This window comes from Bacillus sp. EB600 (genome assembly GCF_024494385.1).
In the GTDB taxonomy this organism is placed as follows: Bacteria; Bacillota; Bacilli; order Bacillales; family Cytobacillaceae; genus JAEVLT01.
In genome coordinates this window covers 56,013-78,454 of sequence record NZ_JAEVLT010000021.1, presented here as the reverse complement: position 1 = coordinate 78,454, position 22,442 = coordinate 56,013, and the positions used below count along the sequence as shown (strand labels likewise).

The following is a 22,442-nucleotide window of genomic DNA, read 5'->3' as shown; positions in this document are numbered from 1 at the left end:
TTTATAAATATTCTGTCATCTTGATATATAATAGCATTTTTAGCTAATCATGAAAATAAAAACCTTCGAAATATTATAAGGAAATAGTTTACATTAACTTTGTTTAACTAATTCTCGCATTTGGGAAGCTACGGCTTTTTTATCATCATGTCCAGTAATACCTCCGCCAACAATGACAAGATCAGGCTGTGCTTTAATGGCTTCCGGCAATGTATTTAATTTAATGCCCCCTGCAACAGCTGTTTTCGCATTTTTCACCACACGTTTAATAGTTTTAAGCTGTTCAAATGGGCTTTCTCCAGCTGCTTGAAGATCGTAACCAGTGTGTACACAAATATAGTCTACTCCAAGAGCATCCACTTCTTTTGCACGTTTCTCAAGATCTTTTACATTGATCATATCAATTAGAATTTTTGTCCCTTGTTTTTTAGCCTCTTCTACTGCGCCTTTAATAGTTGAATCGTCAGTTGCGCCTAGTACTGTGATGATATCAGCACCCGCTTCAGATGCTTTCATAACTTCAAAGGCACCTGCATCCATAATTTTTAGGTCTGCTAATACGGTCAGATTAGGAAAGGCTTCTTTAATTTCTTTTACAGCCCTAAGGCCTTCATTGATAACAACCGGTGTGCCAATTTCCACCACATCAATATACGCCTCTACTTCTCTTACTAGCCTTTTTGCTTCTGGAATGTTTACAAGGTCTAATGCTAATTGTAGTTTCATAAATTTTTCACCTCTTATTGGTTTGTTTGATACAATTTTTATTATAAGTGGCAATTTTCAGAAAAGAAAGTATGCACTTTTTTTTCATATAGTATCTAAATATATACCATAATGAAGTTTTATATAAAATTATGTTTAAAAAAATCGATTTTAGCTTTTCTTTCCTCAGTCCTAATTCAATTTTAAAATTCCATTCTCCGTCCTCTTTTATATTTCAGTGACAAAATACAGTAATATAAGAAATTTTCCATTTAATTCGTCCAAAGCCTTATGAATTCTGCTTTTAAGCATACTATCAAGTTTACAATAGTATTTTACTAATTTTTTTACAACGAAAAATAATTTGAACTTTATTACTATTCAAACTAATATATTGATTACTTGGTAATCAAATACTACATTTACTTCTTAGTAAATAATATTTACATGTAAAACAAATTAATAGAAAGAGGATTAATATGATATTCAAAACGAAACTATTTTTAGCTTTTGGCATTATTTATGGGATGTATTGACTAACTCTGTACATGATGGATTAAATGTACCTTCCTTCCAGCACTGGAAAAGGCGTCAGCACCTATACTTCGCCTTGCGGCTTCGCAAATTGAAATCAAGTCAAAAAATGAAAAATACAGAAAATGGATGGGGAACAGTCACCATCCATTTATTTCAAGGCGTTTTCAGCAAGCATTTGAAGTGTAATATCATCCATTGGTGGATTATGCAGCCCTGCTCGGGCATTTTGATAATAGCGGTGAAGAGGGTTTTGTTGAGACAGACTTCTTGCTCCTACAATCCTCATGGCTAAGTCAACAATTTCGATTGCTTGATTGGTTACAAAGGTTTTTACTGCGGCAATTTCTAATTTATAATCCTTTTGCGGACTTTCTTCATATTGAGCAGCAACACCAAATAAAAACTGTTTGGATAAAAGCAATTTCAATTCCATCTCACCAATTTGCTGCTGTATGTTTGGTAGTGTTCCAATTGGTTTTCCAAGGCTTGTCGGTACATAATTAGCGGCAAACTTAACGGCATAGTCACGTGCAGCTCCTGCAATACCAAGGTAGCATGCGGGAATATGAAGCAGCCAGCCTTTTCTGCGATTTTTATTTTCATGAGTCGAATACTCCATCAAATAGTTGACTGGGACTTCGACATAATCAAGAATTAAATCGTGACTGGCAGTTCCTCTCAGTGCCACACTGTCCCATGTTTCACGAATGGAGACACCCTTTAAACTCTTCGGAACGAGGAAAGTAGCAATTTTGCCGTCCTCCAGTGTAGCTGTCACGAAGATGAAATCAAGTACAGGCGATGCTGAGGTGAATGTTTTTTCACCTGTAATGATATAATACTGCTGGTCGCTGGATAAAACGGCCGTTGTCGTTGGCCTTGCTCCTCTTAATGGACTGCCGGCATTGCGTTCACTTTCAGCTGTATTAATCAGCGCTCCTTTCTGAATCTCATTGCTTAATAGGGGAACCAGCTCTTTTTTCCAGTGATTATGTTCAGCAAATTCTAGTATTATTCCCATATGCCAGCCAATCGATAATGCTGTCGATCCGCATCCTTTTGCAATTTGCTCTTGAAAAGTAAGGAACTCCGTTAAAGAAATACCTTCGCCGCCTAACACTTTAGGCAAAGTTAATGTTGTATACGCAATTTCCTTCAACTCTTTGACATTTTGATAGGGAAATGAGTTCAATTCGTCCAATTCACCTTCCCGTTTCTGAAAATCAGGTGTCAATTCTTTTAATTTAGTCATTATTTTATTTCGGACATCTGTAGTAGCAGTCATATCTTTTTTCCCTTCTCTCAACCTATCGTCTGTTTACAGTAGGAATGTATATGGTAAAATGGGGAACATCTCCATCCATTTTACCATATACAAAAGAATGTCAATTCAAAATATTCAAAATATAATGAACCCCAGAAAAAAAACATTCGTTTCTCTTAAAGAGTCGAATGGCGGCTTGCTGTAAATAGAACTCACTACTGTCACAACCGGTTTCTTACACATGGTACTTTTTACAAGACCCACCAGAAAGTATTCAGCCTGGTTATATTGTTATAATCCATTATTGTGACAATAGAGTAATGGGTTAGACTCTATCTATAATTAGGAAACCCTTCTTATTAGAGACGCCATTTTGGTTTCTAATCAGAGGTTTCAGACAACGAGAAATCCATTAACCAAAGTACAATGATTAATGGATTTCTGAATTATACGCAACAAAGAACAAAATCCCTAACGCGACTTAAATCCAATCCCAAATGAAGACTATATACTTGGGTTTTTTCTCGCACGTCCATTGTTCCATTGCAAAATGGACATACTACTTCCACTTCTTCATCTTCTTTTAAATCAAAATGAAATTCTTCAACAACATATCCTAAAACCCCATCTTCTTTACCACAATCCTAAAATTGAAAGCGATTATTTTTATCTCTTCATTTAAACCAAATGGATCATCCTTATCTATCGATTCCAAAAATGCCTGACTCAATTCATCCAGTTCTTTGTCTTTGGTCAAGATTATTCCTCCTGATCCTTTTAATGGATTCCATATCCTCCATGTAATGATACAAAAATCCGTAATCTCATGCCATATTTCAACTAAATCCATTTCACGATGGCAATGAGGACAGATAAATGGATCTTTATCAAACGCTTAAAAACTGGCAGTAGATCGAATCAATAAACAGTTAGAAAACCAGCAAAAAATAGCTGCCTAATTTTAAAAAAAACGATAAATCTACCTAAGATTAATCTAAGCAATTTTAAAAGTAGCAATTGTGAAATTGATTCAATTAGTATAATATTGACAAATTTTATTTGTAGGTACGCACTTCTTTATTATATAGTATTAAAAGATATACTTTTATTTTTATAAGAAACGGAGGGGGAAACAATTGGGACATCTTACTGACAAAACATTTAACTGTGAGAAAGAATTGACGCTTTCTATCATTGGTGGTAAATGGAAAATGCTAATTATGTGGCATTTGGGGAAAGAGGGAACCAAACGATTTAATGAACTAAAATCACTCATCCCCGGAATTACACAGAGAATGCTTGTTAGTCAACTAAGAGAACTTGAAGAAGACCTCATTATACACCGTAAAGTCTATCCCATAGTACCACCTAAAGTAGAATACTCACTGACTGAAACAGGGAAAAGTCTAATGCCAATACTCGATTCTATGTATGAATGGGGTAAAAACTATATTGAGACTGTCTTGAAAAATCAGGTAGAAAAAACCGAGTCTGTCTAGTAAAGTAAGGCTAGTCTTATTATGATCGTGCTTCAAAAGGGGATTATAGGTATAAATACGTAAAATTATGTATAAAAACACGCTCACCAAGTTAACATTAAAAAATTAATATTAAGCGACACCAAAAAACTACAAGCAACAATCCCAATACGGGTTGATGCTTGTAGTTTTTTGGTGTTTATTATTTCCCCTCATTATAATCGTGGAGTGAACTAATTTCCGTTATTTCCGTTACTTCCTACTACATAAGAGTATCCACCCTATATATTTGCACAAGGTCCACCTCTCGACACAAAGTAATTAAGAACTTTACTTATATAGTTACTATGTAACTTCTCACTTAAGGGACTAATTATAGACGGTTAGCAATTGTATTACAGTATTGTGATATTCTCGGTGATATTATCATCCTTTCACTCTAATCAGTGGATAGAGATTAAATACTTCGACGAATTAAAAAGTAACTGGAAAGTCAAAACAGACATTTTATCTGGCATTAACTTTATTGCACTCTCTAATAGTATATTTTTAGACACTATATGATTAAAAAGTGCATACTTTAATTTCTAAAAATTACAACATATAATAACGGTGTAGCAAATAAATTTTATTAGGGAGAGAAAAAAATGAAACTACAATTAGCGTTAGACCTTGTAAATACAGAAGAAGCAATTAAATTGGTGGAAGAAGTTAAAGACTACATTGATATCGTAGAAATCGGTACACCGGTTGTTAAAATTGAAGGTCTTCAAGCAGTAAGAGCTGTTAAAGAAGCATTCCCTCAATTACAAGTACTAGCTGACATGAAAACAATGGATGCAGCAGGTTACGAAGTTTTAAAAGCAGCTGAATATGGTGCTGATATCATCACTATTCTAGCTGTAGCTGAAGATGAGTCTATCAAAGGCGCAGTTGCAGAAGCAAAAAAACTAGGTAAACAAATCCTCATTGATTTAATTGCTGTTAAAGATATTGCCAAACGTGCGCAAGAAGTTGACGAAATGGGTGTAGACTATATTTGTGTCCATACAGGTTACGACCTACAAGCAAAAGGTCAAAATTCATTTAAAGACCTTGAAACAATTAAAAGTGTTGTAAAAAATGCAAAAACTGCAATCGCAGGCGGTATTAAATTAGAAACACTTCCAGAGGTTCTTAAATCAAACCCTGACCTTATCATTGTAGGTGGCGGTATTGCTAACCAAGATAATAAAAAAGCTGTCGCTGCTAAAATGCAAGATTTAATTAATCAAAAGACTTTTGCTTAGGAAAGGTAATTTCAATTATGACAACTATTAAATACGCTACTGAAATTGTAAATGAGTTAAATCGGACAATAGACTTAATAGATGAAAATGAAGCTGAAAGATTGGTAGATACGATTCTTGAGTCTAAGAAGGTGTTTGTAGCGGGCGCAGGTAGATCTGGATTTATGGCCAAATCATTTGTGATGCGATTGATGCATATGGGGTTTGATGCCTTTGTAGTTGGTGAAACGGTAACCCCCAGTCTTGAAAAAGACGACATTTTAATTATTGCTTCCGGTTCAGGTGAAACAAAAAGTTTAGTGTCAATGGCAGAGAAGGCTAAAAATTTAGATGCATCAATCGCAGTTGTCACGATTTCTCCTGAGTCTACTATTGGAAAATTAAGCGATTTAGCAATTAAAATACCAGCCAAACCTAAAGCTGGTGCAGACACTGATTACAAAACCATCCAACCCATGGGTTCACTATTTGAGCAAACCCTCCTATTGTTTTTTGATGCTGTCATATTAAGAGTGATGAATAAGAAGGGATTGGAATCCGGGGTCATGTACGGTAGGCACGCAAATCTTGAGTAGTAAAAATTTAAGTACCATTTTTACCAGTTTATTTTTTAAAAATAAAACCTAAAAAAGAGCTATTAAATGAACGATTAATGCGGTAAAAATTTAAGAACCAACTCCATTTGAGCAGCTTTATCTTTTGGTAAAGCTGTCCTTATTTTATCTTTTGAATTGTTTCTATTTCTCTTAGATTAGTAGTGATTATTAAAAAAATAAATATTCCCAATAATCTTGACATTATAATAAATAATATCAAGATTATTGGTGATATGTCAAGCATAAAAAGTGTATCAAATAAAAGAGGCCACTGAAAATCCTCCGCTTTTTCGCTGGTAGGTAAGTAGTAATATCAAAAAAGTGACTTAAAATTTAAAACGTGAATTGGGGTTAATTTTCCCCTTATTTTAATCTATTAGTTTCAATATTCTTTTTAAACTCACTGTATATATAGCCATTGCACCTTGCAATTCAATGCCAATTAGACCCGAGGATTGATTACTGCCATTAGAATTTCCACTTTTGCCATCTTTTGTACCAGTCCTTGACAAGTAATTTTCCATGTCTCGCCAACTTCTTACCAATAAAAGACTCCTCTAATTCACTATTTTGTCAGGTAGGGGTAGCGTCAGGAAAATGCTGATTTAAATTGTATGGAAATTCAAATATAAAAAGCCTAATTTCTCGTTGTTATAAGTGAGAAATTAGGCTTTAGTTACTTCATAAAAGCGCCCGATTACTTAAAAAGAAAAAGTCGTGACTATACAAAAGCTCACGACTTTTTCTGTAGTAATAAAGATGATTCAAATATGTGACATTGCCTTCTTGATGTAGTCAGAAAGCTGTTTATCTATCCCAAATTTCTCTCCTATTTCAGGATTCTCTTTATAATAACGTTCAGCTGCTTTGGATATCTCTGGATCCCCAAAAGTCAACTTATTGACGAATTCATTCCATTGTTTTGCCAATTGTGTTACGTCTAGGTTTTCAGGTGGTGTCCCCTTCTCATATTCCACTGTATCTTTGCAGTTATTTCAGACCATTCACTTACATACTGCTTTCTTTCCTCTAGTCCAAACTGTTTGAACATCTTTTCCTGTTGCTCTAGGGTAAAATATTTATCTTTATTCATATTAATCACCTCAATTAAATTTATAAATTGTTCGGGCGACACTTCTTGTTGACTATTAAGCAATTCGTATATTTTCTCCAACCGACTACATAACAGTTCTTGTAGCCGAATGCGTCTTTTTACATCATCTAACTGGACTTTGATAATTTCAACCGGATTAAAATTTCGATTTTCCATTATCTCTTTAATTTCTTCCAAAGCAAAGCCTAACTGCTTAAGTGACATAATTTGTTGTAGCCTGACTATATCCGACTCCGTATAAAGTCTATGACCCGTATTTGAATACTGCGAAGGAGAAAATAGGCTAATCTTATCGTAATGATGAAGCATTCGTACCGTAAGTCCGGTTTGTTTAGCTAATTCTCCAACCTTCCAAGTTATTTTATTCAGAATCAACCCCTCATTTCGTACGAATTATTTTCGCCGGCAACATTACTATACATCCTGACATAGTGTTAGGATCAAGTACCCTTTTAAAACTTTTTTTGGTTGTTTAATTTTCATTACAAAAAGACGCCTTCTAATATAAGAATAGCGCCCTTTAATAGAAGAGCGTTCAGAATAGGACTGCTACAGTGATATTCAAGAAAAGCCCCCGTTCGTTGAAAAAAGAATAAATAACACTCTTCAACAAACTCGTTCGTGAAAAAGCGATGCCTTCTTCCGGCATCGTACCATTTCGCTTAGTTTAAGTTCACTGACTGTTTAAAATGACTTTCCTCTTTTTGATTTGAAACATAACTATGCAAAATCATGCCAAGAATAACGATAAAAATACCGCACAAAGATAATAAAGAACGAGTGGGTATCGACAAAAATAGCAGTTCCCCAGCTAACGTAAAAAGCACTTCCATTGATTGCGTTGCTTCAACAGCAGCTAATTTTTGCATATTTCCTCTTACCATATCCGTTGCTCCGAAAAATAGGACAGTTGCAATGACTCCAGAACAAAGTGCCACCACTAAAGATTGGAGACTCTGTCCCTTACTTGGCAATCCTACCGTATATATGCCATACAAAGAAAGTAAAAACCAGAATGGGAGACTTGCAAGAGTCATTCCTAACACCCGTTGATAAGCATCTAAGCTCCCTGCACACACTTCCATCATTTTACGATTCCCTAAAGGATAGGCAAATGATGCGATTAGAACAGGGATAACTCCCAATAAAGATTTTCTAAAGAAAGGTGTTTAGCATGTTCCATTTGCATTAAAACAATACCTAACAGAATAATCAGTGACATGATAAGACCTTTCAGGGGAATTTTCCCTCTCATCTGTATAGGTCCATTCTCTGTGTATTTCGTTTCAAAAAATAACTGTGTAAGTAAAGTACCTGAAATAATAGTCAATTGCCATGTTCCAGCAATAAGCCAACCAGGTGAATACGCAGATGCAAAACATAAGGGGGCATAGAATAATCCAAATCCTACAGAGCCCCATAAAACCCATGTCCCTGGTTGTTTTCTCATTTCGTTTAGGAGTGGCCGGAAACTTTAGCGAATTAGTACAATACACAAGAGAAACGGGGCCATAAAGATATATCGAAGCGATGCGCTCCAAATCCAACTGCCGCCAGACAACTCCATAGATGCATTAAGTACAAACGTAAAAGCAAAAAAGAAGGCTGCAGTAATACCAATTAAAATGGGTTGCAACGTTAATTCACCTCGGCTCCGTTTTCTTGCGTTAGTAGTTCGCCAAGACTTAGCCAGTTTTCTTCTACAAAACGGACAACTGTTTCGTATTCCTGATTTTTACAAGCTGATATAATTTGATTGTGTTGCTCAACCGAATATAACCCTTTTTGGGTAATAAATTGTGAAATCTCTAATCGCCGAATTTTTGGTAAACTACGTTCTAATGCGAATAAGATTTCAGGGTTTCCAGCTACGTCTAAGAACACATTGTGAAAAGCTGTATCTGCCTCAATAGCCTTAATAACGTCACCTTTTTCAATTGAAAGTTGCAAAGCCTTATTACTAAACTCTAATTCTTCAACATCTTTTTCCTTTAATAATGGACATGCAAGTCGAGCAGCTAAAGCATGTAAAACTTCTACAACCGTAAAAGCATGTTTCGCCTCCTCTATTTTCATTGGTGCTACACGAGTAGATGACCCTGGAAGGGACTCAACAAGCCCTTCGTCCTCAAGTCGTTTAAGTGCTTCCCTAACAGGTGTGCGGCTAATTCCAAACTTTTCTGCTAATTCTTTGTCATTTAAGCGTTCTTCTGGTTGTAATTCTAAAGTAATAATATCCCCCTTTTTTAATGGTCCATTTTCTTGGATAAGAGAAGGAGTTATTTAAGAGTGCATCGAAGATCTAATTTTTTCAATTAAGTGGCTGTTTAGTTACTTTTGAAGCAGAACGTTTTAATTTAATTTTTCCGATCACTAACAATAACAGCGGCAGAATAAGGGTAACTGTATAAAGAAAAGGTACCGCTGTGGTGGTAATAAAGGTACTAAGTTCAACAAGATTGGAATAGGAAAAAATCGAAAAAGAGAATGTTAAAAATGCTAATGGGAATAGCAAAATTCGGTAGTCCCTTAACCCGAGTATCTGAGCGAGTCCTAGAGAAATTCCATAATAGTAAACGGTTACCTTGAAATAAATTGTTAATATCCAAATAATTGCAACAAACACTTCGATTCGAAAGTTCCCAAGGCTAATTTTTTTCCCCAGCATATAAGAGGGGTAGGTTTGCCTTGCCGTTATATTCGGGCCTAAAACAAAAATGCTGAACAAAACAAAAAGGGTTAAAATCAGCCCACCAATGAAAATGCCCCAATAAAAGGCTTTTTTTATTTTTGCTTTTTCCGTTACATACGGCGTGACCATTAAGAATACAACAAGTTGGACATAAGGAATGGTAAGAGTTTGGTAAATACCTCTCATAACAGGTTTTAATCCATCACCGAGAATCGGGTAGATATTTTCTATTTTGATTTCGGGAATAATAAATAAGAACAGCAAGATAAGTAGTGTTACAATCCAGGGGAAAAAGATGACCACTGTCCGGAAGATGACTTCTAATCCTAACCGGACACCTATAAGGCTCGTTAATAAAAAAGCCACCATAATCACTTCGATTGGGGTTTCGGTTAATATCTCCGTTGCAAAAAAGTCCCCGATTTCTCTTAGTAAATCAAACAAAAGAATAAAAAGAAAGAAAATAAATAGAAGTGCCAAGCCTTTTCCGAGCCATTTCCCTAAAATTTTTTCATGACATTCTATATAGGTCATGGACGGATAAAGGGCGGCTAATTGATTATAGAGATAGGCAAAAAACAAACTAATGATGGTTGCAGAAGCTGAAACCAGCCAGGCATCCTGCTTTGCCACCGTTGCCGTAGAGGCCGGCTGGACAAGTACGGAAGCCCCTATTGTAAAGGTAATGACCATTATAAACAATTCACTGGCATTTATTTTTCCTTTTTCAAGCATAATTTCCTCCAATAATTCCGGATAATACTCAGTATCCCAATAAGTTCCTATATTTATGACTACACTTAGAAATGATGGAGAAGGTTCAGCAGTATAAAAAGGAGCTTCCAATCAAGGATTCTTTTTGTGCGTATAAGTAGCACGTAATGTGATGCTTTTCTTATCCAATAATCGGGAGCGATTCTACAGCATTAACCAGACCATAAAAATCGGCGTACATTATGTTCAAAAATGTACGCCTTTTTGGTGAAAATTCAACATATTATACATATCTAATTTGTAGGAGCCTTTTAAAATCAAGGAATTTTCACCTTTAGTCTTGATAATTGTTCCAGAATTGTGCTCTTTCCTTATGTTACGGGCCATTATCTTAAATAAGAGAAGGAAATTTAGAAATTGAATCGAAGCTCTAAGGTATTCAATTAACAGGGAGTGAAGAAGAAGGTGTGTTTTATAGAAAAGATACCTGTTCAACTATAAAGAAGATATAGGATGACATTGAAAAAAATGATTTAGGAAAAGCAAGAGATAGACTACACGGGTTAATTCCACCTATCTTAATCAATTAGATCTCCGTAGAAAGTTAGGGGATATCTATTTTGCATTAAAATATCCATCAATGGCTGCAAAGCCCTTGAAAGCTCCAAGGCTATTTTTTTTGCCCATTTTTATGTTGCTACAGGCGATTTTAAGCGAATTAATTTTAATTTAATGGATAACCTATCATTCAATTCAATTAAAAAGCACTGGTTAAATTACAAAAACAGATTATCAATAACTTTCCTTTGTGAGCAGAAATATCTCCTAAAAATCCGATACGTTAATTACATTTCATGTGAATTATCTTGCGGATTAGAGAGGCTACCCTGTCACTATACCTATTATAAATATGTAAAAAAATACCCCGTGTTTGAATTTCCGAAAAAATAAACTTAAAACGATATACATGTTACACTAATTGTAAACGCATACATTGTTCAAAAAAACCGATGAAATGAGTGATTACTATGTTATTAGAAAACCTAATACATCGTTTTGAACTAGTAAAAGAACGAAACCCATTACATGCCAATGAATTACTAGATTATATTCAAAAAAGTTATATTTATGGAGAATTATCTATTGTTGAATATAAAAAACTTTTTTTGAACTAGACAAACTTAAAGCAAAAAAGCCAAATTCATTTTTTGTAAAACAAGACCTTTTGCCTTTGAAAAATGTAAATTAAGTTCTACACTCTAACAAATCACATTTTAAGTTCACTGTATATTATATTCATTTCGTCCCCTAAAACCTTGGTTTACGGCATAAAATCCATCTTGGCAGTCATACCCAGGGTGGATCTTTTTTCCTGTTTGAAAAATCTTTTTGTTTAACTTGTTTGTTTCCATTTAATTAATCATTTTGTTCCATTTGATCTAATTTCTTTTTTATATACTTATTGGATATAAATAACAATAGAAAGGAGAGAATTAAACATCCACCCATAGTCAACAAGAGATATTGCAACCAGGCTCCGAGAACCTAAAATATCCATTCATAATCCCCCTTTTAAAAGTAATGACCGTCCTTATTTCTTCTTTTCTTTCCATTTTATATTTCCTCTATTCTTGTAATCTTGACTTCTACTTTGAATATATCAGGATTTTTCTCTAAAACGGTAATAAATCGTTTGAGATCTTGATGGAGAATAAACCCTTCATTCTCTTTTTCAAATTTTATGGTAAAGGCAGGAACAGATTCCTGAACGGGCTCAACAGCTGTAGCAACATATTCACCAGTTTTCTGAGATTCTATAAAACTCTGTAATAATTGAGCTTACTGCTCTACTATTGATTTTAATTTTTCTAATTCTTTTTGATTATCTGTTAATACTTCCTCTCTTTCTGCAGATGTCAGTGTCTCATTTTCCCCCGAAATTTCTTCTTCTTTCGGCTCGATACCTATATTCAAATCCATTTGTTTATGCTCATCAACACTTTCTTTAACTTTTGCTTCCTCTTTCTTGGCCTTTTCCAGGCTCTTTCTCAATGTATATCGGAGACTATAAACGCTTTTATCATCTTTCCCCCAAATCTTAGCAACCGAAGGCATATTAAAACGTTCATTGTAATCATCCAATATTTGAAACTGCTTTTCTTTCGGCAACAATTTTAAGTCCTGGAAGCTCATTATTTCTTCGGGCTTTGCTTCGGGCTTATCTCTTTTCGGTACATCTTTATTCTCTTTTGAGGAGCTCGGTCTTTCTAAAATTCCATGCTTATAAAGAAGTTCATAATAAGAAGTACGATTGATTCCTAATGCTTCGATAATATCTTTTGAAGTAAATTGCTCTCTCCATTTAATAAGAATATCCTTTTGTATTTCGGGAGAATATGATTTTAAAGTTTCGTAATCAACTAATGACGTAAACATATTGTATTGTCGCACCTTTCCTGGTTTTGTGTAATCACGTTTTTCTTTTCCCCTAAGTAATGAAGAAAGAAAAATAATGGTTCCCGTATAGCCACGCTTCCCTGTCTTGTGATGGACCCCCGAAGTTGCTAGTTTCTTAGATTTCACTTCAAGTCTAAATTCTCTTTCGATTTCATCCGATGAAAGCATATTCCTCCCCCGTTCAGTTATTTAATTACCTTGAATCCTACAAGTCCGTTTTCCATTAATCTTTTGTAATTTGATTAATGCCATTAATACGAATTTATAAAAAAACAACTACAAAAACTTCTAGCTTTCTTTAACAGTATCAGTAACGTCTCAAAATTCACTTCCTGTATCTACCTCAGTGGTGCATGTAAGAATTTCTACAATATCCATTTGATTTCCCGCTGATAAATATTCATCGTATTCCTCCACTGTAACTTCAGATTCTCAATTCTTTTACGTCCTTTGAATAATCATTTTTTTGTTCAATTAGAGTACACCCTGACAGAACAAAATCAATGTATAGATTTGTTCAAACAGACTTATTCAAATAGGGGTGATCCCCTTCCTACTTGGACTATAATAAAAAAATAGCTTCACAGCCGTTATGACTGGAAGCTATCAAATAGGACAAAACAAGATTTATTTAAGCAGCTGCAAAGATGAAAGGGAATTATAAATAAATAGAAGTTTTGGAAAATGAAAAGCTTATTTCCTGCCGGCAAATACTCTGGATAGGAAATAAATAAAAAAGCCCTCACACATCAATGTTGAGGGCTCAGCGTTTCTTCATATTCCTTTACTATCCGGTAAAATGTACTCCTAGGCACGTTAACCTTCTTCATAGCCTCAACTGCTGTTATCTCATTATCTTTCCATTGTTTGTATGCTTGTTCAATCTCTTGAGTAATTTCAGTTTTTGGTCTGCCCAGGTGTTTCCCTTGAGCTTTTGCTACCGCAATCCCCTCAGCCTGCCTTGTCTTGATTTCCTCCCGTTCTTTTTCGGCGAATGCAGTAAGAAGAGTCAAAATGATTGTTTGTATTGCTCGATTGCTGGTGTTAATCATAGGCTCCTTTATGAAACGCAGCTGTACTCCATTTTCTACAAACCATTTATATTCCTTCATTGTGTCATCCATATTCCGTCCCATCCGAGTAATGGAATCAAATGCAACCGTATCCCCTTCACGCACCATTTGTTTTAATAATTGATACTGAGGACGTTCAAAGTTTTTACCGCTGGCCTTATCAATGAATATGTCCCGTTCTTCAATTCCTTCCTCATAGTCTCCATTTGTCTAGCTTCGTTTTGTTCTTTTGATGATACACGGACATAACCGAATATTTTCATATGTATCGAATCTACCTTTCTATGGAATTCTTCAGGGTTAAGCTACAAGAATATGGTATAGAGGATAAGATTAAGATAGTTAGAGAAATTCGATTGACAATCGAGGCTATTGCACCTTAATGATTATTTATAAATGATTAAATTAAAGAGCCGCAAGTCCCACCTGTAAGGTGGCTCAGTTTATTAACAAAAAGCACCTGAATAGGCTAAATCAGAATGCCTTTTCAATAAGGTAAACTGCCCAAATATTTGGGCAGTTTATTAAGATAGAATTCTTCGACTGTACTATTTTATGTTTGCAGGTCTAACTGAGAATTCAAACTTGCTTTAGGAGATTTTACAGTTCAGCAACACCTTTGAACATTTCAACTGCCGTTTCAATGAGATCGTCTTTGAAGTCATACTCGTAACTGTGCAGGTTCGCATAGTCTTCGCCGTTTCCAATATAAAAATAGGAGCCTTTTGTAAGTTTCGTGTAGTGACCGTAATCTTCGGAACCACGGAATGCTTCCTGAAGCTCTACAAAAGGAATGTTTTTCTCATTGCAAACGTATCGAACTTTGTTAGTGCTTTCCTTGTGGTTAAAGTTTCCGGGAATTCATCCTGATATTCGAAGCTCACCTTTAGTCCATATTTCTCCGCTTCAGATTTTGCAACATCTTCAAGATTTTTTTGAAGTCTGTCCAACTCTACTTCGTACAGTGCACGAATGGTCATTCGAAGTGTGCCTTGGCTGGCATTAACACCGAATGCTTTTGTACCGATTTCTACATGGACTATTGTGCAAAGAACCAGACCCTTATTAATCTTAGAATCAATGAAACTAGGAATGGCATCGATTACCTTTGAAATGGCAAATGTTGGATTTATACCCTTCTCAGGTTCACTCGCGTGAGATGGAACACCTTCCATATGGATGGTCATACCTTTAGATGCACAGTGCGCCGTTCCATCAATGACATGAACGACATTGTGAGGAAATCCACTCATATTGTGCCAGCCAAAAATTTCATCAATGTCATTTTCCTTGATGAAAACAGAGCATTCAGCAGCACCATCACCTGTCTCCTCCGCATGCTGGAACAGGAAGAAAATATTATTGTCTGATCCCTTCTGATCAATTTCAAGAGCAAAGCCTGCTAAAGTTGCAGAGTGCCCGTCATGTCCACATTTATGAGAAACTCCAGGGCACTTAGAACCGTACGGAAGATCGATCGTTTCTTCGATTGGCAGTGCATCAAAGTCCGCGCGGAATGCTACATTTCTTTTCCCTACTTTGGAATGATAGACAGCATAGAACCAACGTCCTCTGTCAACAATTTCAAGCTTTGTGTTTGCTCTGAGGAAATCGACCAGATGCTGTTTAGTCCAAACTTCATGATTTGATAATTCTGGATATGCGTGAAGTTCATGACGAAGCTGAATCGCCAACTCAAGATTTTTGTTTTCCAATTTTACATCCTCCATTTATAAACAGTAAATCTCTGGTATTCCTTTTTTCATTTATAAAAATATATAATTTATTTCGAATTATTAATCCAGTTTAAAGCAGTATTCACCACAACCGCTACTCCCAATGGAATAACCCCTTCATCCAATACGACGTTCGGATTATGGAGCGGATAATTGTTATCTCCCAATCCATTGGCGCCAGCCCACATGAACATCGTTGGGACAATATTGCTGATATAGGAGAAGTCCTCTGTACCGGCTAACGGTTTCTCGTTTACTTCAAGGTTATTTTCACCAATCACTTCTTTTACATAAGGTGCCATTTGTTCACACAATTCTGCATTATTAAATAGGGATGGAGTTGAGAGAGTTTCAAGATTATATGTGCCACGCATCATTTTTACTGTTAAATCAATAATTTCTGGGATTCTTTTAAACAGATGTTCCCTTACTTCCGGATTGAAGGTACGTAAAGTCGCATCAAGATGTGCCTTATCAGGAATAATATTGGCAACAGTACCACCTCCCATTCTGCCAATAACGAGTACAGCTGTTTCCTGTGGAGCAACTTCTTTCCCAACTAAAGTATTCAATTGACTGTATATTGTATTGACAATCATTAATGGATCAATTGCTTTATGAGGCTCAGAACTATGGCCGCCTTTTCCCTGTACTTTTAAGAAAAAACCATCTAACGATGAGGCAGCTATCCCCGGTTTGTAACCAAATTTGCCGACTTCTAATTCCGGGTCAACATGCAGGGCAAGTGCGGCATCTACTTTCGGATTTTCCAATAACCCATTTGCAACCATGTCCTTTGCTCCTGCCCCAATTTCCTCAGCAGGCTGAAACATGATTTTGACGGTTCCATTCATCTCATTTTCTTTTTCCTTTAACAGCTTTGCCGCCCCGAGCATGAATGTCGTATGGATATCATGACCACAAGCATGCATGAATTCATTAGCGGATTTAAAAGGCAAATCTGTAGTTTCCACCATCGGTAAAGCATCCATGTCTCCTCTTAATAAAATAGTTTTTCCATTTCCATTACCAATAGTTACCACTAAACCAGCTTTTCCGACTTTTTTAGGTTGTAGCCCCATACTTTTCAAGGTTTCTTCAACGTATGCAACTGTATTTGGTAATTCAAATCCAATTTCTGGGTTTTGATGAAGATATCGACGGTGTTTGACTAGCTCCTCTTTCATATCTTCTGAGAGTGATAAAATATTATTGGTTGTTAAAGTACGATTCATTAGAATACTCCTTACCTTTTTAGATTTACCCATCTTAAAAATGGGCATGATTTAAATTTAGTAATATTTTTAACTCCTAGATAAATTAAACGCTTCTTCTTTTGAAATATCTGGGGTTGAAGAAAACTTCGGTTTAGTTTTACTTGCAATAAAAAATAATGCAAATTGCACAACGGAAAGGGCAATTAAAAAATTTAGGACTACACCATATGAATGGTTAAAATTATAAATGGCTCCAGATACAATCGGAGTTATGGCTGCACCTAATGAGATAAATATTGCTACGACACTATATTTTGCTCCATATTCCTTCTCACCAAAAAGTGCTCCTATCATATATGCAGGTGTAACAGTAACAGCCGTTGAACCTACTCCTGAAAATATTGTATAAAGAATAGCTGGTAAAACTATGTTTGCTTTCATTAAAAATAGAAAACTTACCAGACTTCCTGCCGAAATAATAAATAATGTTGTGATTAATCCAAGCTTATCAAATAATCGCCCTACTAATAGTTTTCCGGCAATTACCATTGCAGAACCTAATGATAAAAGCAATGCTGCTGTTTTGGCTGATGTACCTATTCCAGCCAAATATGGAGCAAGATTTATTAGCATACTATTAACAACAATACCGCCAACTAAAATAGCTAAACAAAGAGTCCAAAATGAAACAGACTTTAATGCTTCACCTTGGGTTGTACCTATTAATACATTCAATTGTGTACTCTTTAAAGATATTGCACTGCCTAGTGGCGATAGACCTTTGTCAGATGGATTTAATCTTATTACAAATACTGCCAATGGAATTAATAAGACAGCTATTAAAATCCCTAAAACAAGATAGGCTGATCTCCATCCGTAGGCCGTAATTAGCCAGTTAACTATAGGACTAAGAATTACACCGCCGAAACCGCTCCCCGACAAAGCAATACCTAAACATAAACCTCGTTTTTCATTAAACCAGTTTGTGATAAGAACTGATGAAGGAATCATTGCGCCTCCTGCCATGCCTGCTCCCATTAAGATTGCTAATAGATAAAAGTGAATTAGTTTAGTTGAAAATGAAAACCCAACAAATGCAAGAGCTGCAATTAAGATAAATAAGGTTAAATATACTCTTATATCCATCTTTTTCATTAGTCTGCCTGCAATAGGACCTACAGCCATTGCGGCTAAAGCCATTATCGTAAAATATAGCATAAACTGAGATGGAGCAAATCTAAGTTCTTTCGTAACTGGCAGGATAAATAAGGAAACCAAGTTTGCAATCGGAGCATAGATGAAAGTCATAATCATGAAGGTCGCTGCCACGATCCACCAACCATAAAAAATCTTTCCGTTTTTGTTCATATCATCCCATCCTTTTTAGATAAAATTGTTGATAAATGTTGATACATCGCTGCTGTTTTGACTTATTTTTTCTCTCCCCTCATTCAACATCATTGAAATCGTTTACAAAAGTAAGGTGATTTTATAATTTTCTCCTTCACTTTTATTTATTGCAATAATTGTGCCAACTTTTTAAATTTTATAGGTAGATTTTGAGGACTTTTTTGATTTACTCTTTAAAATCCTTAAAAACTTTATTTTTCAACAAAAATGACGAAATTATTTTTAAAAATTGGAAAGATAGATTTTTAATAAATTAATTATCTGATGTAAAATATTTTTGATTTTTGCAAAAATTTTTACAAAACAACCGACAACTTGATTATTGTCGGTTAAAGAATAATGAATCTATTTTCTTTTGGAAAAAATGCCTTACGTTTTCACTTCGATGTTTTCCATCTTCATGTCTGGTTTTAAAGTTGGAGTAAATCTTTTTTCCAATTTATTAAAGACAAAGGTAAATACTCCAACAAGCACAAGTTAAAATATTCCGGTAACCATATAGATTTCAAGTGGATGATTGTTCTCTCCTTGAACGATTGTTAATCATACCCAATGACCGTACCACTTCCATCTGTTCAATAGATTGTATCGCCCCGCGAAAAATCTCGGAACTGTAAGCCCCATTATAGATAGCCAGTGGCAGGGCAATGTTAAATTGGAAGAAATCCGATATACAGGATACTGATTTGTGCAATCATCGGTATTCCCCAGACTAAGATCAAATAAACTTGTGCAACATTGCAATCAGCATATCATTTTGATATGTTCGGAAAATTCTATTGCCCCAATGATTCTTTCATTATCATGTATGGGATAGGTAGAATTGATTGTTGAAATGTACTGCCATTCATTGCAATTAATTCTTGTTTGACATCGCAAACAGCATTTCCAGTTTTTAATACATTCGTAATCGTACTGTTTTTATTCGTCAGATTTTTATAAAAAGAGGTGACATGTTTTCCCATAAATTCTTCAGGTCTCACGCCATTAATGACCCCATTTCCATCTGTTATAATGCACTATCATAACCAGCCAATTTGCTCAAATTTCTCTGGAATCATTTTCTTGATTACCCCTTCGAATCAATTGAAATTACACTGCTTTGAATTATTTTAGTAAATTGAATTTTCCCTTACAAACACAAAAATACTCTTTCCATATATATGGAAAGAGTATTTTTGCGCCGTTTCTTATTCAGAACCGGTTATAAGTAAATCATCTTGAATCGTAGCCAATACTGAGCTGACCTCGACTTTTTGGCCCTTTTTCACATGTAAAGACGTAATAAGCCCACTGATCCCGATCGAAATCTCTTCAACCATGCCGTTGGCAGTTGTAATTAAAAACAATTTCTCCCATTCGTAAACATGGTTGTTTTTTTTGGATGAACACACTTTCAACGGTACCGGACCAAGGACTATATATCGTCTCATCGGCAACTTTCAAATCTCCCACTCCTTACCAAAAGTTTCGGTTAGTAAACGTGGTTTGATTTCCACTTTACCAGAGTTTAATTTAGTGATTCTTGTATCCGTAGCTAAATTTGGACAGATTAAACCCAGCCCCGGAAACTTGAGGCCTCTGCTGATTTCTTTATCCCTACCATATAAGCAGCTAAACGCATGTCTACATTATGTGATTGGGCTATTTGATAAATATTTTCAAATGAATCAACCATGATCTTTTTGAGTTTTTGCTCAACCTCCTCATCAGTCCAGTAATATCCCTGATTATTTTGCACCCATTCAAAATAAGAAACTGTTACTCCACCAGCATTTGATAGAATGTCCGGTACAAGGAATACTCCTTGCTCGGTTAAAATTTTGGTTGCTTCAAGAGTAGTTGGTCCATTTGCGGCTTCAACTACGATCGATGCTTTAATATCATAAACATTTTTTGCAGTAATCTGGTTCGAAATGGCTGCAGGAACAAGAATATCACAATCCAGTTCGAATAACTCTTTGTTTGTTAACGTATTTTTAAATAGTTTGGAGAATGTTCCGAAGCTGTCACGATGGTCAAGTAAATAGTTGATATCCAGTCCATTAGGGTCAGCGATCGCACCGTATACATCCGAAACACCTACAACCTTTGCCCCGGCATCATGCATGAATTTTGCCAGGTAGCTTCCTGCATTTCCAAACCCCTGGATAACAACGCGTGCACCTTCAAGCCTGATTCCTTTTTTCTTAGCCGTTTCTTCAATAATGATTGCCACCCCGCGGGCAGTAGCTGTTTCCCGTCCATGTGATCCGCCTAATGCGATTGGCTTACCAGTAATAAATCCTGGTGAGTCAAACTCACGAAGGTGGCTGTATTCATCCATCATCCAGGCCATAATTTGTGAATTGGTATAGACATCAGGAGCAGGTATATCTTTGTTAGGACCCACAATTTGGCTGATCGCACGAACATAGCCGCGGCTTAATCTTTCAAGTTCCCTTAGTGACATTTGTCGAGGGTCGCAAATGATTCCGCCTTTACCTCCCCCAAATGGCAAATTGGTAATTCCACATTTTAAGCTCATCCAAATCGATAATGCTTTTACCTCGGCTTCATCTACTTTCGGATGGAATCGAATACCACCTTTTGTCGGACCAACGGAATCGTTATGCTGAGAGCGGTAGCCTGTAAATACTTTAACGGATCCATCGTCCATTTTTACAGGAATTCGAACCGCTAAAAATCGTAATGGTTCTTTTAATAGTTCAAACATTTCTTCCTTATAGCCTAATTTCGTTAATGCTTCGTGAATCACGGATTGTGTAGAGTGAAGCATATTTAGCGACTCTTGTTCCTCTTGCTGTTGCTTCAATATCTGTTCTTTAACAGCCATGGTTGACACCTCTTAAGGGTTAGTTTTTTGATAGGGATTGTTGCTTACTTTATAAGGAAATCCAAGATTTCCTTTTATGATAAAACTTTTTTAATTCGCTCAAGAGCCCAGTTAATTTCTTCTTTTTTAATAATAAGAGGGGGAGCAAATCTTATCACAAAGTCATGTGTTTCCTTACAAAGCAATCCTTCTTCTTTTAATTTTTCGCAATATGGTCTCGCTGCTTCCGTTAGTTCAACCCCGATAAATAGACCTTTTCCCCGAACTTCTTTAATGATCGGATTTTCGATTGTCTTGAGTTCATTAAGGAAGTATTTCCCTAATTCAAAAGACCGTTCAGTAAGTTTTTCTTCCTCAATGACATCTAATGCAGCAATGGAAACAGCACAAGCAAGCGGGTTACCACCAAAAGTAGACCCATGTGAACCCGGGTTGAAAACACCAAGAATATCAGCATTTGCAACAACACAGGAAATCGGGAATACACCTCCGCCGAGGGCTTTACCTAAAATATACACATCAGGAGTGACATCCTCCCAATCGCTAGCAAACATTTTTCCTGTGCGGGCCAGGCCGGTTTGGATTTCATCGGCAATGAATAATACGTTCTTTTCTTTACATAATTCGGATACCGCCTTTAAGAATCCATCAGGAGGAATGACAATTCCAGCTTCCCCTTGGATTGGCTCCACTAAAAATGCAGCTGTATGATCTGTAATCTCCGCTTTTAATGATTCTATGTCACCGTATGGAACTAATTTAATTCCCGGCAACAATGGCCCGAAGCCCCTTTTATACTCCGGATCAGATGATAGAGAAACAGCCCCCATTGTCCGCCCATGGAAGTTCCCTACACAAGCAATAATTTCTGCTTGGTTTTCAGGAATTCCTTTGACATCATAGCCCCAGCGGCGAGCTGTCTTGAGAGCGGTTTCAACTGCTTCTGCTCCAGTGTTCATTGGAAGTACCATATTTTTATTCGTTATCTGACAAATTTTCTCATACCAAAGACCAAGTTGGTCATTGTGGAAAGCGCGGGAAGTTAATGTTACTTTATCTGCCTGATCTTTTAATGCCTGGATAATTTTTGGGTGACGATGTCCTTGGTTTAAAGCTGAATAAGAGCTTAACATGTCCAAGTAACGATTTCCCTCTGGACTTTCCACCCAAACTCCTTCTGCTTTTGATATAACAATTGGAAGCGGATGATAGTTATGCGCCCCAAACTTGTCTGTATTTTGAATAATTTCATTTGAATTTGCTTTTGCTGCTATCATTTTAATATCCCCTTTCTCTATGTCCCGAAAGATGAAGGACGGTGATG

21 protein-coding genes and 3 pseudogenes are annotated in these 22,442 nt (G+C 36.0%); 5 read left to right on the top strand and 19 right to left on the bottom strand.

The window, feature by feature from the left end; genetic code table 11:
* Window positions 1-93: 93 nt before the first annotated feature.
* The 3 genes from hxlA (JN080_RS18955) to JN080_RS18945 all read right to left on the bottom strand — a co-directional run bounded on the left by hxlA (JN080_RS18955) (window position 94) and on the right by JN080_RS18945 (window position 3,263).
* Window positions 94-726 (bottom strand): 3-hexulose-6-phosphate synthase, encoded by a 633-nt coding sequence (gene hxlA / locus JN080_RS18955; protein ID WP_256237539.1) that lies wholly within the window; start codon window positions 724-726, stop codon window positions 94-96.
* Window positions 727-1,390: 664 nt separating this feature from the next.
* Entirely contained in the window at window positions 1,391-2,527 is a 1,137-nt protein-coding gene (locus JN080_RS18950; RefSeq protein ID WP_256237538.1) for an acyl-CoA dehydrogenase family protein, read from the bottom strand.
* Window positions 2,528-3,122: 595 nt separating this feature from the next.
* The gene (locus JN080_RS18945; protein WP_256237537.1) at window positions 3,123-3,263 is read right to left on the bottom strand and encodes a hypothetical protein; all 141 of its coding nucleotides are present in this window, start codon (window positions 3,261-3,263) and stop codon (window positions 3,123-3,125) included.
* A gap of 379 nt (window positions 3,264-3,642) precedes the next feature.
* On the opposite strand from JN080_RS18945, the gene hxlR reads away from it, so the two are divergent.
* The 3 genes from hxlR to hxlB all read left to right on the top strand — a co-directional run bounded on the left by hxlR (window position 3,643) and on the right by hxlB (window position 5,848).
* Window positions 3,643-4,005, top strand: coding sequence for a transcriptional activator HxlR (gene hxlR, locus JN080_RS18940; protein WP_256237536.1), 363 nt, complete (start codon window positions 3,643-3,645; stop codon window positions 4,003-4,005).
* Window positions 4,006-4,631: 626 nt separating this feature from the next.
* Entirely contained in the window at window positions 4,632-5,273 is a 642-nt protein-coding gene (gene hxlA, locus JN080_RS18935; protein WP_256237535.1) for a 3-hexulose-6-phosphate synthase, read from the top strand.
* Window positions 5,274-5,290: 17 nt separating this feature from the next.
* On the top strand, window positions 5,291-5,848 hold the full coding sequence (hxlB, locus tag JN080_RS18930) for a 6-phospho-3-hexuloisomerase (RefSeq protein ID WP_256237534.1): 558 nt from the start codon (window positions 5,291-5,293) through the stop codon (window positions 5,846-5,848).
* A gap of 389 nt (window positions 5,849-6,237) precedes the next feature.
* Here the strand turns inward: hxlB and JN080_RS18925 are convergent, their stop codons facing one another.
* From JN080_RS18925 to JN080_RS18900, 6 genes and pseudogenes are all read right to left on the bottom strand, one after another.
* Window positions 6,238-6,414: a hypothetical protein gene (locus tag JN080_RS18925; RefSeq protein WP_256237547.1), complete on the bottom strand. Its 177-nt coding sequence runs from the start codon at window positions 6,412-6,414 to the stop codon at window positions 6,238-6,240.
* 219 nt (window positions 6,415-6,633) lie between these two features.
* The gene (locus JN080_RS18920) at window positions 6,634-6,798 is read right to left on the bottom strand and encodes a hypothetical protein (protein ID WP_256237533.1); all 165 of its coding nucleotides are present in this window, start codon (window positions 6,796-6,798) and stop codon (window positions 6,634-6,636) included.
* A gap of 11 nt (window positions 6,799-6,809) precedes the next feature.
* The gene (locus JN080_RS18915; protein WP_256237532.1) at window positions 6,810-7,358 is read right to left on the bottom strand and encodes a MerR family transcriptional regulator; all 549 of its coding nucleotides are present in this window, start codon (window positions 7,356-7,358) and stop codon (window positions 6,810-6,812) included.
* Window positions 7,359-7,645: 287 nt separating this feature from the next.
* Window positions 7,646-8,619, bottom strand: a pseudogene (locus JN080_RS18910) (DMT family transporter).
* A gap of 2 nt (window positions 8,620-8,621) precedes the next feature.
* Window positions 8,622-9,266, bottom strand: a complete 645-nt coding sequence (locus tag JN080_RS18905; protein ID WP_375141703.1) for a GntR family transcriptional regulator — start codon at window positions 9,264-9,266, stop codon at window positions 8,622-8,624.
* 28 nt (window positions 9,267-9,294) lie between these two features.
* A complete protein-coding gene (locus JN080_RS18900; protein WP_256237531.1) occupies window positions 9,295-10,410 on the bottom strand; it encodes a GerAB/ArcD/ProY family transporter in 1,116 nt (371 codons plus the stop codon).
* A 497-nt stretch (window positions 10,411-10,907) separates the two neighbouring features.
* Between JN080_RS18900 and JN080_RS18895 the strand changes: the two are divergent.
* Both JN080_RS18895 and yppF read left to right on the top strand, forming a co-directional pair.
* Window positions 10,908-11,041 (top strand): annotated as a pseudogene (locus JN080_RS18895) (DUF6584 family protein); the annotation flags it as partial.
* Window positions 11,042-11,417: 376 nt separating this feature from the next.
* Complete coding sequence (gene yppF / locus JN080_RS18890) at window positions 11,418-11,564, top strand: YppF family protein (RefSeq protein WP_256237530.1); 147 nt, start codon at window positions 11,418-11,420, stop codon at window positions 11,562-11,564.
* A 664-nt stretch (window positions 11,565-12,228) separates the two neighbouring features.
* Here yppF and JN080_RS18885 read toward each other — a convergent pair.
* The 10 genes and pseudogenes from JN080_RS18885 to JN080_RS18840 all read right to left on the bottom strand — a co-directional run bounded on the left by JN080_RS18885 (window position 12,229) and on the right by JN080_RS18840 (window position 22,395).
* On the bottom strand, window positions 12,229-13,014 hold the full coding sequence (locus tag JN080_RS18885) for a hypothetical protein (RefSeq protein ID WP_256237529.1): 786 nt from the start codon (window positions 13,012-13,014) through the stop codon (window positions 12,229-12,231).
* Between the two features lie 581 nt (window positions 13,015-13,595).
* Window positions 13,596-14,182 (bottom strand): annotated as a pseudogene (locus JN080_RS18880) (recombinase family protein).
* A gap of 519 nt (window positions 14,183-14,701) precedes the next feature.
* A complete protein-coding gene (locus tag JN080_RS18875; protein ID WP_256237528.1) occupies window positions 14,702-15,634 on the bottom strand; it encodes a M20 metallopeptidase family protein in 933 nt (310 codons plus the stop codon).
* Between the two features lie 68 nt (window positions 15,635-15,702).
* Entirely contained in the window at window positions 15,703-16,890 is a 1,188-nt protein-coding gene (locus tag JN080_RS18870; RefSeq protein WP_256237527.1) for a M20 metallopeptidase family protein, read from the bottom strand.
* A 69-nt stretch (window positions 16,891-16,959) separates the two neighbouring features.
* Window positions 16,960-18,240 (bottom strand): MFS transporter, encoded by a 1,281-nt coding sequence (locus tag JN080_RS18865; RefSeq protein ID WP_256237526.1) that lies wholly within the window; start codon window positions 18,238-18,240, stop codon window positions 16,960-16,962.
* Window positions 18,241-18,787: 547 nt separating this feature from the next.
* Window positions 18,788-18,976 carry a hypothetical protein gene (locus tag JN080_RS18860; protein WP_256237525.1) on the bottom strand — a complete coding sequence of 63 codons (189 nt, stop codon included), beginning with the start codon at window positions 18,974-18,976 and terminating at the stop codon, window positions 18,788-18,790.
* A gap of 82 nt (window positions 18,977-19,058) precedes the next feature.
* On the bottom strand, window positions 19,059-19,265 hold the full coding sequence (locus JN080_RS18855) for a hypothetical protein (RefSeq protein WP_256237524.1): 207 nt from the start codon (window positions 19,263-19,265) through the stop codon (window positions 19,059-19,061).
* Window positions 19,266-19,472: 207 nt separating this feature from the next.
* A complete protein-coding gene (locus JN080_RS18850) occupies window positions 19,473-19,721 on the bottom strand; it encodes a biotin/lipoyl attachment domain-containing protein (RefSeq protein WP_256237523.1) in 249 nt (82 codons plus the stop codon).
* 113 nt (window positions 19,722-19,834) lie between these two features.
* Window positions 19,835-21,118: a Glu/Leu/Phe/Val family dehydrogenase gene (locus JN080_RS18845; RefSeq protein ID WP_256237522.1), complete on the bottom strand. Its 1,284-nt coding sequence runs from the start codon at window positions 21,116-21,118 to the stop codon at window positions 19,835-19,837.
* A gap of 74 nt (window positions 21,119-21,192) precedes the next feature.
* Window positions 21,193-22,395, bottom strand: a complete 1,203-nt coding sequence (locus JN080_RS18840) for an ornithine--oxo-acid transaminase (protein ID WP_256237521.1) — start codon at window positions 22,393-22,395, stop codon at window positions 21,193-21,195.
* Window positions 22,396-22,442 lie beyond the last annotated feature (47 nt).

Bases quoted from the DNA above. Each gene is read 5' to 3' on its own strand.
- JN080_RS18870 (WP_256237527.1), bottom strand. From the start codon at position 16,890: ATGAATCGTACTTTAACAACCAATAATATTTTATCACTCTCAGAAGAT.
- JN080_RS18865 (WP_256237526.1), bottom strand. From the start codon at position 18,240: ATGAACAAAAACGGAAAGATTTTTTATGGTTGGTGGATCGTGGCAGCG.
- JN080_RS18840 (WP_256237521.1), bottom strand. From the start codon at position 22,395: ATGATAGCAGCAAAAGCAAATTCAAATGAAATTATTCAAAATACAGAC.
- hxlA (WP_256237539.1), bottom strand. From the start codon at position 726: ATGAAACTACAATTAGCATTAGACCTTGTAAACATTCCAGAAGCAAAA.
- JN080_RS18885 (WP_256237529.1), bottom strand. From the start codon at position 13,014: ATGCTTTCATCGGATGAAATCGAAAGAGAATTTAGACTTGAAGTGAAA.
- hxlB (WP_256237534.1), top strand. From the start codon at position 5,291: ATGACAACTATTAAATACGCTACTGAAATTGTAAATGAGTTAAATCGG.
- JN080_RS18950 (WP_256237538.1), bottom strand. From the start codon at position 2,527: ATGACTGCTACTACAGATGTCCGAAATAAAATAATGACTAAATTAAAA.
- JN080_RS18900 (WP_256237531.1), bottom strand. From the start codon at position 10,410: ATGCTTGAAAAAGGAAAAATAAATGCCAGTGAATTGTTTATAATGGTC.
- hxlA (WP_256237535.1), top strand. From the start codon at position 4,632: ATGAAACTACAATTAGCGTTAGACCTTGTAAATACAGAAGAAGCAATT.
- yppF (WP_256237530.1), top strand. From the start codon at position 11,418: ATGTTATTAGAAAACCTAATACATCGTTTTGAACTAGTAAAAGAACGA.
- JN080_RS18845 (WP_256237522.1), bottom strand. From the start codon at position 21,118: ATGGCTGTTAAAGAACAGATATTGAAGCAACAGCAAGAGGAACAAGAG.